This window comes from Vibrio thalassae (assembly GCF_900089835.1).
Classification (GTDB): domain Bacteria; phylum Pseudomonadota; class Gammaproteobacteria; order Enterobacterales; family Vibrionaceae; genus Vibrio; species Vibrio thalassae.
On record NZ_OANU01000064.1, the window covers coordinates 98,420 to 111,336 of the forward strand.

6 protein-coding genes and 1 pseudogene are annotated in these 12,917 nt (G+C 46.0%); 3 read left to right on the top strand and 4 right to left on the bottom strand.

The genetic code is table 11. From position 1 onward, the window contains the following. A pseudogene (locus tag VTH8203_RS16415) lies at positions 1-848 on the bottom strand (IS3 family transposase); the annotation flags it as partial. A 269-nt stretch (positions 849-1,117) separates the two neighbouring features. Continuing rightward, positions 1,118-3,826, bottom strand: coding sequence for an HTH-type transcriptional regulator MalT (gene malT / locus VTH8203_RS16420; RefSeq protein WP_096994638.1), 2,709 nt, complete (start codon positions 3,824-3,826; stop codon positions 1,118-1,120). 545 nt (positions 3,827-4,371) lie between these two features. Here malT and VTH8203_RS16425 point away from each other — a divergent pair. Then, a complete protein-coding gene (locus tag VTH8203_RS16425; protein WP_096994639.1) occupies positions 4,372-6,825 on the top strand; it encodes a glycogen/starch/alpha-glucan phosphorylase in 2,454 nt (817 codons plus the stop codon). Here VTH8203_RS16425 and VTH8203_RS16430 read toward each other — a convergent pair. Next, positions 6,822-7,007 (bottom strand): hypothetical protein, encoded by a 186-nt coding sequence (locus VTH8203_RS16430; protein WP_096994640.1) that lies wholly within the window; start codon positions 7,005-7,007, stop codon positions 6,822-6,824. The two genes, VTH8203_RS16425 and VTH8203_RS16430, sit on opposite strands and share 4 nt — an antisense overlap. A 50-nt stretch (positions 7,008-7,057) precedes the next feature. Here VTH8203_RS16430 and malQ point away from each other — a divergent pair, with 50 nt between their 5' ends. After that, positions 7,058-9,235, top strand: coding sequence for a 4-alpha-glucanotransferase (gene malQ, locus VTH8203_RS16435; protein WP_096994641.1), 2,178 nt, complete (start codon positions 7,058-7,060; stop codon positions 9,233-9,235). Between the two features lie 310 nt (positions 9,236-9,545). Further along, complete coding sequence (gene glgB / locus VTH8203_RS16440; protein ID WP_096994642.1) at positions 9,546-11,729, top strand: 1,4-alpha-glucan branching protein GlgB; 2,184 nt, start codon at positions 9,546-9,548, stop codon at positions 11,727-11,729. Between the two features lie 297 nt (positions 11,730-12,026). Here the strand turns inward: glgB and kdgR are convergent, their stop codons facing one another. Further along, entirely contained in the window at positions 12,027-12,809 is a 783-nt protein-coding gene (gene kdgR, locus VTH8203_RS16445; RefSeq protein ID WP_096994643.1) for a DNA-binding transcriptional regulator KdgR, read from the bottom strand. Positions 12,810-12,917 lie beyond the last annotated feature (108 nt).

Sequence of the window (12,917 nt, forward strand, 5' to 3'; positions counted from 1 at the left end):
TTCAGGGAAACCACGACGGAACAAGGCCATTGATAACGCATCACAAACCAGAGTTGCCGTCATTCTGGTACCCATAGACCAACCGACGACTTGCCTTGAATAAAGATCAATAATTACAGCTAAATACAGCCAGCCTTCGCTTGTTGCCACATAGGTCATGTCTCCCGCCCACTTTTGATTCGGAGCCTCAGCGTTAAAATCCTGGGCTAGCAGGTTCGGAGCCACTGGCATTTTATGTTTGCTGTCCGTCATACACTTAAACTTACGTGCCGCTTTCGGCGTTAAATCCTGCCGCTTCATACTGGCGGCGATGGTTTTAACATTACGGTTATCACCGTTCTCAGCCAGCTCTTTCTGGATGCGTCTTGAGCCATCACGGCCTTTGCTATTGTTAAAAGCCTCTTTGACCTTCGTATCAAGCTCTTGGCGAGTTACCTCGCGCTGGATGGCCTTGTGGCGATGCTTAATCCAGTAATAAAACCCACTTCGTGAAACGCCGAACACCTTAGCCATGCGGACAACACTGAAGCACAGCAGGTGTTCGAGCATAAATTCGTAGCAATCTACTTTAAGTTTTTCGCGAAGTAGGTGGCGGCCTTTTTTACTATATCTAGCTCTTCAGCTTGCTCAGCCAATTGTCTTTTGAGTTTGGCAACTTCAGCGGCTAGATCTTTTTCCCGCTGACTGGTGCAGGTGTCGCTCTTAGCTGCCTTACGCCAGCCATAGATCTGGGATTCGTGTAACGACAGTTGCCTCGATGCCGCAGCTACTCCCACTTTCTCTGCTAGCTTCAGGGCTTCTGATTTAAATTCAGGAGAATGGATAATACGTTTTTTCTTGCTTGTCATGGTTCACCTCGTTAGTGATTGTACTCACTTAACTCGGTGTCCAAAACTGCTGGTGCGGATCAAAACGAAATAAACAGCTTTCTTGGACATCTAAGATCATAGTGTTGCGATAGTAAGGGCTTAAATCGACCCCTATGCCAACGCCCTAGATCACGGTGATTCCTACCGATTTTAGCAAGGTGTCCATCAACAAGCTCATTTTGTGGCATTAAAAAGCCTGAGGACGATAATACGAACTCAGGCTTTGTATTGCGTTTAGCGAATATGGGTTAGTAGCCCATCAATTGTAATAGATTCTCTGCGGTACTGATGGCTTCCTTGCGGTTTGTAATGTTGAGCTTCTGATACAAATTACGGATATGGGTCTTGATTGTCGTGCCTGCCACATCCAGTTCTTGCGCGATCTGCTCGTTGCTAAACCCGGAATAAATTAGACCCAGCACCTGCCACTCTCTTTGAGTAAGCGGGCTAGTGCGCACTAGCTCTGGAATATTTGGATGGTTGATTAATTTTTCTACAAACTCTTCGTTAAAGTGAACAGAACGACTGCGCTGCGTGGTATTGATGTCTTTCATTAACAACTGGGCACGATGACGCTCTAAGTCACCTAGCTCAGATCTAGAGACGAGCTTTTCAAGCAGATGGCCAATGGTGGCACCGTCTACCAGAAAGTTTCCAATCATGCCCGTTTGATTGGTGAGTACCAATGCCTCTTTTAGCAGCGCTTTGGCTTTTTCTTCGTTTCTGTTATGAACGTTGAGTACCGCTTCTACTATCAAGTTTCGATTGCGATCGGTAACCAGTTGATGAGTTTCGGCTTTGTCATTTAGATAGTTCAGCGTTTGTTGAGCTTGCTCAAACTGACCTAAATTAATCTGTGCACGGGCAATATTTCGCCATTGAAGTTGCTCAAAGTGGTTGCACGCGTTATTTGGTCGAATGGCGGTGTCTAACCACTGTTCGATAGCATCGCTATCGTCACGAGCCTGCCAATAAAGCAGTAGTGATAACGAAGCATTAGCGGTCCAGTCGACATGGTAAGTCGATTGCTTCATCAAGTGTTGAATCTGTTCGATGAATTTCGCTGCTTTATCGAGTTCTCCTCGACCAATTGCGATGCGGGCGATCATAGAATAACTATGAAGATGCTTGCTTGGTGAGTGGTTACCCAGCACATCTAATCCTTTGTACGCACACTCTTCGGCTTCGTCCAATCGGTTCCAACACCACAATACTTGGGCACGCACACGGAGTAGAAACTCATGCAAAGGGACTTGATGAAGCTGCTGTTCTTCAATCAGCTTAAGCGCACTATCTTGAACCTCAAAAGCGGCTTGCACATAGCCCTGAGCAATTAAAATTTCGCTCTGTTGAAGTTGGGCCCAAAGTGCTTGGTGGTAAACATGGTATTGGCGAGCAAGTTTTTCTGTTTGTTGCATCATTGAGAGGGCGCGGCTAAGTTGACCAATAACATGGTTTACTTCACCGACGACAGACGTCGCGACAATGCGGCTGCGGTAGACAGAATGGTCAAGTTCACTCAACGCTCGCTCAGCAAGTTCAAGCGCTTGTTCTGGTGAATTTTGGTTAATGGCAACCTGAGCCAACAACGCATGAAACTCCCCTTCCTGTTTTTTGGAACGCTCAACGTGGCGCGCTTCCATTTCTTGGTCAGCTTTTGAAATCAACTCACCTACGTCGTTATAGCGATGTTGACTTTGTGCTAACCACGCTTGCAGCATGCACAGCTTAGGCTGACTATAAAGCTGGTCTTCGGTTAAGAGTGCGATTGCCTCTTCAAGTGTTGAGAGTTCTCCGTGGTTGAACATTTTCCAACCAAATTCGTTTAATATTTTCGCCACTAACTCGCGATTGTTAGCCAGTTGAGCATGGCGCAGAGCTTGATGAGGTACCTTTTGTTCTAGCCATGCTTCAGCTGCCGCTAAATGTAACTCATGCTCTTGTTGTGGAATACGCGCTTTGCGCTCGTGAGATAAAAATTCAGCAAACAGATTATGGAATCTAAACCAGTTGTTCTCTCCTTCAAGAGGGTAGATAAACAGTCCGAATCGGTTTAAGGATTCGATCATGCTTAGTGCATCGTCTCGATTAGTCAGTGCAATCACCAAGCTGTCATTGAAATGGTCGAGCACAGAGCACTGCATCAAGAACTTGCGCGTGTCTTTATCAAGAAGATCAAACACTTCTTCAACGAGGTAATCCCACAAGTGTGCATGATTGAACTGAGAGATGGTTTCAACTGACTGCGCAAGCGTGCGTTTTTGGTGCTGTGCTTGGAGCGCAAACAGCTGCAGCGCAGAAGGCCAACCCTCCACATAAATACGTAAGGAATCAGCCGTTTCATTATCAATATCACTGGCGAGACGCTGGCTAAAGAATCGGGTGGTTTCTTCGGTGTCGAAAGCCAGTAACTCATTACCGATCTCGATCATTAGGTCACGAACTCGAAGGTTAGCAGTACCTAAAGGTGGGTTACCACGACTAGTGACGACCAGAGTGACATTGTCTGGCATGTGCTTGAGGAAAAAGCGCATTGCCTCGTGAATGTCTTCGTCACTGATCAAGTGATAATCATCGAGGACGATATAGCACTCGTTGTGATAACCCGTGAGCTCAGCAAACACTTCACTAAATAGCGAGTGCAGTGAGGAAAATTGGCGGCGTTCCGCCAGCGTTTGTGCATTTGGGCATGTGTTATTCGTGGCTTTATTGATGGCCTGCAACAGATAGTTAACGAAACGGAACGGGTCGTTGTCACTCTCGTCGATGCTGTACCAACCAACATGTGGTTTATCAGATAGCCACTGTGCTGCCATTGTCGTTTTGCCATAGCCAGCAGGTGAGCGAAAAAGTACAAGCTTATAAAAAGGAGCCTGTGCTAGCAGGTCCAATACTCGCGGACGTACTATTGCGTTGTGTAAGCGTCCCGGCCGAGTCAGTTTTGAAGGAATCCACATCGATATTTCCTACCAATTTATTATGTTCTACTCCGTCTAGAAATAGGGAGCGATTCACCATAGCTTTCTACTGTGTCTTCGATGGTATGAGACTCTGAGTACTACACATATTGATCGAAGACGATATTTTGATTTTTAAGCTTTTTTCACAGCGACTACGCCTTATAAATGTGATCATTATCACTTTTGTTGTTGGGTGTAGCCAATGTTTGGCCTGTCATGTATACAAAAAAACCTTGTTATTTGCGGCTTTTTTCGAGGCTATTTGTGATCTCAACGGCAGAATTTGTATTTAGTCTACGACGGGATAGTAAATGTTTCTTAATTAACGCTTAGAGTGAAAAGTGAGCGTGGCGTGATCGTTATCACCAGAAAAAACAGAATGGTTAACCGGAATGGGATATCGATCACTAAGTGGAGGGGAGTACGCCCTCTACGCCCTCCTCACTCATCCTCCATGGAGTCGGAACTAGGAGGATGTTTATGGAAACGTCACCATGCACGATATGGGACAGATGGATAAAAACTTAAAGTGAGATTTCTTAATGAAACCTACTCAGCAAAAACAATTTGATAAAGCTTCTTTCCAAGACAGTGTTAAAAAGCACCTATCTGCTACCTATGCAACGACTATCGAGACCGCTTCTGAGCGTCAATGGTATTTGGCGATGGGCCGTGCGTTAGCAGAGCTGACTACCTTCGACCTTCTTGCTACAGAAGCTGACGAACGTATCAAAAAAGCGAAAAGTGTTAACTACCTATCTCTAGAATTCTTGATTGGCCGACTAACAGGTAACAACCTGATCAGCATGGGCCTATATGAGCAAATCACGGAAGCAATGGCAGAACTAGGCCATAACTTGACAGACCTTCTTGAAGAAGAGCGTGACCCTTCATTGGGCAATGGTGGTCTAGGTCGTCTAGCAGCCTGCTTCATGGATTCATGTGCGGCTCAAGAATATCCAACAGTAGGCTATGGTCTGCACTATGAGTACGGTCTATTTAAGCAATCATTCAAAGATGGCCGTCAACAAGAAGCACCAGACGCATGGAGTGGTGTAGAAGGTTATCCTTGGGAAGTCGCGCGTCCTGAACTTGCGCAAGAAATCGGCTTCTACGGTCATGTTGAAGTAGTGAGCGAGAACGGCAAAGAAGTTCGTAAATGGGTTCCGGGCATGACGGTAAAAGCGATGCCTTGGGATCTGCCTATCGTTGGTTATGAGTCAAATACGGTCTACCCTCTGCGTCTTTGGGAATGTAAGGCGATTGCTCCGTTCTCCCTAGCAAGCTTTAACAATGGCGACTATTTTGAAGCCCAACACGCGCTCATTGACGCGGGTAACATCACTAAAGTTCTTTATCCAAATGATAACCATGAGAAAGGTAAGACTCTGCGGCTAATGCAGCAGTATTTCCACTCAGCAGCATCGGTGCGCGATATTCTACGTCGTCATGAAGCAGCAGGTTACACGCTCGCTTCGCTACCGAAGCAAGAAACGATTCAGCTAAACGATACTCACCCAACGATCGCTATTCCTGAACTTATGCGCATCCTAATGGATGAAAAAGGCATGAGTTGGGATGATGCGTGGGCGATTTCTTCAAAGACATTTGCGTACACAAACCACACATTACTTCCAGAAGCACTAGAGACATGGCCTGAGTCGCTAATCCAGCGCCTACTTCCGCGTCACATGGAAATCATCTTTGAAATCAACCACCGCTTCCTGCAAGAAGTTCGTGCAATGTGGCCTGGTGATGGTGAGAAGCAAGCGAAACTGTCTATCATCCAAGAAGGCTTCCATCGTATGGTTCGTATGGCGAACCTATGTGTTATTGGTTCATACGCGGTTAACGGTGTAGCTGCACTTCACTCTCAATTGGTTAAGAAAGACCTATTCCCAGAGTTCGATGCGATGTACCCAACGCGTCTGCATAACGTGACTAACGGTATTACTCCTCGTCGTTGGTTGAAGTTCTGTAACCCAGGGCTATCTGCTTTAATCACTGAGAAGATCGGTAACGAGTGGCCTGCGAAACTTGAGCAGCTTGAAGGTATTGCCCAGTTTGCTGACGACGCGGAATTCCAAAAGGAATACATGGCGGTTAAGAAGCAAAATAAACAGCGCCTGGCGGATTGGGTTTCTGACAACATGGGTATCGAGTTAGATACCAACGCGATCTTCGACGTGCAAATTAAGCGTCTACACGAGTACAAACGTCAACACCTTGACCTTTTACACGTTCTCGCGCTTTACCATCGCCTATTGAAAGATCCTTCTTTCGACATGGTACCTCGCGTAGTGTTCTTCGCAGCGAAAGCAGCGCCAGGTTACCATCTAGCTAAAGAAATCATTTTTGCAATCAACAAGATTGCAGAAAAAGTAAACAACGACCCACGTATTGGCGGCAAGCTGAAAGTGGTATTTATCCCTGATTATCGTGTGAGCATGGCGGAGATCATCATCCCTGCTGCAGACGTGTCACAACAAATCTCTATGGCCGGTAAGGAAGCATCTGGTACTGGTAACATGAAGATGGCGCTTAATGGTGCGTTGACCATTGGTACGATGGATGGCGCGAACGTGGAGATTCGTGAAGAAGTTGGTGATGACAATATCTACATCTTCGGGCTAGACGTTGATGGTGTAAAACGAGTGAAAGCGGCGGGTTATAACCCATACGATTACTACAACGCAGACCCTCTATTAAAATCGTCTTTGGACCTGTTGTTAGGCGATGAATTTACACCAGGAAAACCAGGTCTATTGCGCGCTACATACGACAGCTTACTAGACGGTGGTGACCCGTATCTATGTCTGGCTGACTTTGCTTCTTATGTTGAAGCACACGAAGCGATGGATGCGCAATACCGTGACCAAGCGGGTTGGGCGAAGAAAGCGATTCTGAACACGGCTTTAGTTGGTAAGTTCAGTTCTGACCGAAGCATCAGAGATTATGTGAATAACATTTGGAAACTGGAAGCCGTTTCTCGTTAATCATGATGACCAAGGTGCTCAGAGAGTGCCTTGGTCGCTTTAATTGCTTCATCCTTGCGCAGGCAGGGATCTTCTAACAGCGATAATGAATACTTTGAGTAGATTTCTGCCCATGCCAATACGTGATGAGCAGGAATGACGTAAATAGACATTCGAGCAGCCGATTGAGCTCGAATCAACATTACACTAACCCTACCGTTTTGAAGGTGAAAGAAGTCCTTCGGAGAGAGCGATGACAGAACAAACAGCATTAAAACAAGTTGCTGAGATGGCAAGAATAGCTGACAGCTACATAAGTGCGTGGGGCAGTCCAGCGAAAGTAGAAGATGAAACGATTCTTCGTCTGCTAGCGTCTTTAGGCTATGACACCACAAATGATGAAACTTTGCTTAAATCAGCAGAGAAAAAACATAAAAAAGAAGTGATTGAACCAGTTCTTGTGGTTAAAGACGAGGATGCGGTTGAAGTTGAACTTCATTTAGGTGTTAGCGCTCGTGAAAGCGATTTCAGCTGGCGTTTAGAGACCGAGCTGGGAGAGGTACTTGAAGGCTATCTTCAATCTCAGATCGTTCGTGATGAGCGTGCTGAGGGTGGCCCTTTAGTATTTTCGTTACCTGTTGACCTACCATGGGGTTACCACAAGCTTTACCTAGAGCGTAAGCGTCGCAAAGCTCCTTACGAAATGACACTGATTCGCACGCCACGTGCCTGTTTCAAACAGAGTGCCATCGACCAAGGCAAGAAGCTATGGGGCCCGAGTGTCCAGCTTTATACGCTACGCACTCAGCACAACTGGGGTATTGGTGACTTCGGTGATCTAAAACAGTTGGTGGCCGACATCGCGGCTCGTGGTGGTGACTTTGTTGGTTTAAACCCAATTCATTCGCTATTCCCAGCTAATCCAGAAGGAGCAAGCCCTTACAGCCCGTCTTCTCGTCGTTGGTTGAACATACTTTATATCGATGTGAGCTCTGTCGCTGAATTCGCATTGAGTGCTGATGCCCAGCAAATGGTCGGTAGCTCTGACTTCCAAGCTCGCCTTCAGAAGGCACGTGATTCCCACTGGGTTAACTACACTGAAGTTGCTGACCTGAAAATGAGCGTGCTACCTCTTCTTTTTGAAGAGTTTAAATCTCGCCATTTAGATAAGCAGTCTGAACGTGCAAGATTGTTCTTAGATTTTGTGGAAGAAGGTGGCGAAAGCCTTCTACATCAGGCGGCATTTGACGCGATTCATGCCGAATTGCACGCGGAAGATTCAAGTGTTTGGGGTTGGCCTGTATTCCCTGAGAAATATCGCCGTTTTGAGAATGGCGCGACTCAGAAATTTATTGCTGATAACCGCGATAAAGTTCAGCTTTACATGTACTTACAGTGGATCGCTGACGTTCAAATCAACGAAGCACAAGCGCTTGCCGAAGAAAAAGGCATGGCTGTAGGTCTATATCGTGACTTGGCCGTTGGCGTTGCAGATTCTGGCTCTGAAACTTGGGCAGACAATGGCAACCTTGTGATGGATGCAAGCATTGGTGCTCCACCTGATATTCTCGGTCCGCTAGGTCAAAACTGGGGTCTACCACCACTGAACCCGCAAGTATTGCAAGCGACGTCTTATGATGCCTACATCAAGTTACTGCGCGCTAACATGAAACATTGCGGTTCATTGCGTATTGACCACGTACTAGGCCTGTTGCGTTTATGGTGGATTCCAAAAGGTGAAAACGCCACTAAAGGTGCTTATATCTACTATCCAGTGGAAGACATGCTAGCCATCTTAGCGCTTGAATCACATCGTCATCAATGTAGTGTGATTGGTGAAGACTTGGGTACGGTGCCAGATGAAATCGTTGAAATCCTTCGTGAAGCAGGCGTCCACTCGTACAAGGTGTTCTTCTTCGAAACAGCAGAAGATGGTGGTTTCATTTCGCCAGCGCATTACGCCGATCAGTCAATGTCAGCACTATGTACGCACGACATGCCGACATTACGTGGCTTCTGGCACTGCGACGATCTTAAAATGGGCAGCGAGATTGGTCTTTACCCCGATAAGGAGCAACTTGAAGGCTTGTTTGATGACCGTCTGGAATGTAAACAAGGTATTCTTGATAGCGTAGCATGGCACGGTTATCTACCAGAAGGTGTTGGTCGTGATGCTAGCCTAGTGCCGATGGATGCTTACTTGAGCGAAGCACTTCAACTGCATGTCGCTGCGGGTGCATCAACGCTATTGAGTGTCCAGCTTGAAGATTGGTTAGAAATGGATAAGCCAGTTAACATTCCTGGAACGGTGAATGAGTATCCGAACTGGCGTCGCAAACTGTCGATGAACCTTGAGGAAATCTTTACTCAAGAAGGGGTTAATCGTATCGCGAAACGTTTAACGGAAGTGCGCGCTAACGCAAGCAAATAATCCGCCTCAAAATCGCTAATCAAGCACGGCTTCTTCAGAGATTTGTTCTGTCATCTCTGGGAGTCGTGCTTTTCTTTTTATCGCTTGTCACTATTGGGATTTATATTGTAAAGAAGTGCGTAAAAATACCGTATTGCACCCGAAAATTAGGGTTAAATCACTTCCCGAATAGGTGCAATCAAGTACAATGAAACCTTGCTGGTAGCCCGCGCTTTGCGGGCTTTTTTATAGTGCCTCAAACGTCAGTGAAACCAATGAGTGGTTTCGAATAAATAATCATGGGGCTATTTAAGGTCGAGGGAGATGAACGTTGAATAATAAAGGGCTTAAAAGACTAAAACAGGCGTACGATCGACTCTCGAGTGCATCGTTTGCCGATCCATTTTCATTCTTAGGACCGTATCTACAGGAAAAAGATGTTGCACTAAGAGTATGGATGCCGGGTGCTGACGGAGTAGCCGTTGAACTCGCATCTGGAGAACGATTACCGATGGTGAGAGACGAAGCGTCAGGTTTCGTTCTAAAGTCTGATTTGGATCTGCGATTTACTCACTATCAGTTAGCGGTAGATTGGAATGGAACGGAGCAAATGCTAGACGACCCATACCAATATCACGCTTTGTACGCAGAATACGATGAATTACATACGCCAAAAGAGATGTACCATCATATGGGCTCACAGTTTATCTCGTTGGAGCGAGATGGTGAGAACATTGAAGGAACCCGCTTTTTGGTTTACGCCCCACACGCCACGGCAGTAAGTTTGGTCGGCAATTTTAATGCATGGGATGGGCGTCGCAACCCAATGCAGCGTCTGGATTATGGGATTTGGGGCATTTTTATTCCAAACCTGCAAGAAGGTGCACAGTATAAATTTGAGATGAAAGGACCTAATGGTGAAGGCTTACCGCATAAAGCAGACCCATGGGGCTTTTACTCTGAACAGTACCCTTCGTTTTCATCCGTAACATACAACCATAATCGCTATGAGTGGCAAGATGAAAAGTGGCAATCTCGACCTGTCACTGAAAAGCGCAAAGAAGCACTGTCATTTTATGAGTTGCATGTTGGTTCTTGGAAGCACAATGACAACGGTGATTTTCTGACTTATCGTGAACTGGCCGCTGAACTTATCCCTTATTTGACCGATATGGGTTATACCCATGTTGAGCTAATGCCAGTGTCTGAACACCCATTCTACGGTTCTTGGGGCTATCAACCAGTCGGGTTGTTCGCACCGACGAGCCGCTTTGGTTCCCCAGATGACTTTAAGTATTTCGTAGATCAGTGCCACCAAGCAGGCTTAGGTGTTGTTCTGGATTGGGTACCAGCGCACTTCCCATCAGATGATCATGGTTTGGCGAATTTCGATGGCACGCCTCTATTCCACGACCCTGATCCGCGTCGCGGCTGGCACCAAGATTGGAATTCTTATATTTACGATTTAGGTCGTGAACATGTTCGTCGCTTTTTAGTGTCTAATGCGCTTTATTGGTTTGAGCAGTTCCATATTGATGGCATTCGCGTTGATGCCGTTGCGTCGATGTTGTACCTAGACTACTCACGTAGCCACGACCAATGGATTCCAAACATCGATGGCGGTCGCGAAAACTACGATGCTATTGCCACCCTTAAGTGGATGAACGAAGAAGTCTACAAGCACTTCCCGAATGCGATGACCATTGCTGAAGAATCGACCGCATTTCCAGGCGTATCGGCTCCGACCTTTATGGGTGGTTTAGGCTTTGGGTTTAAATGGAATATGGGATGGATGCACGACAGCCTTTCTTATATTCAAGAAGATCCTATTAACCGCAAATACCATCACGATACCATCACGTTCCCGCTTGTTTATGCCCATAGTGAGAACTATGTTCTTTCTTTATCACACGATGAAGTGGTGTACGGTAAGCACTCCATTCACAATAAAATGCCGGGTGATGAGTGGCAGCAAACGGCCAACTTACGAGCGTATTTAGGCTATATGTATGCGCAACCAGGCAAGAAGCTTAACTTTATGGGGGCGGAGTTTGGTCAAACCGGTGAGTGGAATCACGATGACCAGTTACAGTGGTTCTTGTTAGACTTTGAGCGTCATTTAGGCGTGCAAGCGCTCACTCGTGACTTAAACAAACTGTATCGTAATGAGAAATCATTGTATGAACTTGACTCAGAACCTAAAGGTTTTGAGTGGCGCCTTCAAGATGCGGCAGAAGCGAGTATTCTCGCTCATGAACGCATCAGTGAAACTGGCGAACGTATGTTAGTGATCAGTAACTTTACACCTGTTCCTCACGAAGCCTTCCGTTTGGGTGTGCCGTTAGCAGGTGAGTATGAACTGATGCTCAATACCGACGACTCTATCTATGCGGGCAGTGGGTTTGGCGCAGTGCAAACCGTAGTGACTAAACAAATGGAAAGCGAAGCGCAGCCACAATCGTTGTCGTTACGTCTACCGCCGCTTTCAACGGTATTCTATAAGTACTTAGGTTAGTGCTTACTCTGACTTAATGCGCTAGGCCCAGCTTTTGCTGGGCTTTTTTGACTCTGGAGAAAGTAGCGAAATGTTATTGACGAACTTTATTTGGAGAACTTATCTCTCACTTAAGCAATGCAATATGTGGAAGAAGAAATAGCGTATTACAAAAACATCACCTTGTTTTTATCAATGTTTAGGTTAGCGTTAATTTTGGCTAGAGATTTATCACGTCGTGGATAGACCCAAGAATTGACCTCACTTGGTTACCAAGTAGAGTCTCGGGCCAAAAACTCAGCCCGAGCTGTGACATGATTACACCGGATAGTGGTGATAACCTAGCTGCGCAGAAATATTTCTACCTGCATTGTGTAACAGCGTGATGTACTCCGCTTTCTTCTCTTCGTCGAACCGAATGATAGGAAAAGATACGGATACAGCGGCAATGGCATGGCCGAATCGGTCATAGACGGGTACCGCGATGCAACGCAGACCCGGTTCTTGTTCTTCGTTGTCTTCACCATAATGACATTCGCGAACGGTGTGCAGTTCTTGGAGTAATTGATCGGTATTTTCGTGAGTTTTATAGGTGTGTTTAATGAACTCGACCGTATCAAGAATGGTACGAACCTCAGATTCCGGAAGATGCGAAAGCAACACTTTACCTATCGCTGTGCTGTAGAGTGGATTGCGACGGCCAACGCGAGAGTGCATACGTAGGTGGTAGCTAGAATCTATTTTGTGAAGATAGATGATCGAACCATCGTCAATGGATCCCAAATGAACGGTTTCATTAGTCTCTTTATTGATGGCACGCATCTCTTTATCGGCAATATCGATAAGATCAACATACTCCAATGACTTAGAGCCCAGTTCAAACAGCTTTAAAGTAAGTGCATACTTATCCGCTTCCCCTTCTTGAGAAACGTAACCGAGCGTTTTCATCGTTTGCAGAAAACGGTAAGTGGTTGCCTTTGACATCATAAGTCGTTGCGACAACTCTGAGACGCCGATTTCCTTTTGCTCACCTAAAGCTTGCAGAATGTTGAACACTTTGAGTACCGAAGACACGGCTTCTGGTTGCGTAGACTTATCCATCTATCTTCCTTTGATTTGCTGTTGTAAGCGCGATTATAGCCCTGCAACTTTATCATGTCAGTAATTTCAAAAAGGCTTTTCATAAAAATTAGAACTGAATAGTGAGGC

Coding starts and splice junctions, on each gene's coding strand:
- malQ (WP_096994641.1), top strand. CDS start 7,058: ATGACAGAACAAACAGCATTAAAACAAGTTGCTGAGATGGCAAGAATA.
- VTH8203_RS16430 (WP_096994640.1), bottom strand. CDS start 7,007: ATGTTGATTCGAGCTCAATCGGCTGCTCGAATGTCTATTTACGTCATT.
- kdgR (WP_096994643.1), bottom strand. CDS start 12,809: ATGGATAAGTCTACGCAACCAGAAGCCGTGTCTTCGGTACTCAAAGTG.
- malT (WP_096994638.1), bottom strand. CDS start 3,826: ATGTGGATTCCTTCAAAACTGACTCGGCCGGGACGCTTACACAACGCA.
- VTH8203_RS16425 (WP_096994639.1), top strand. CDS start 4,372: ATGAAACCTACTCAGCAAAAACAATTTGATAAAGCTTCTTTCCAAGAC.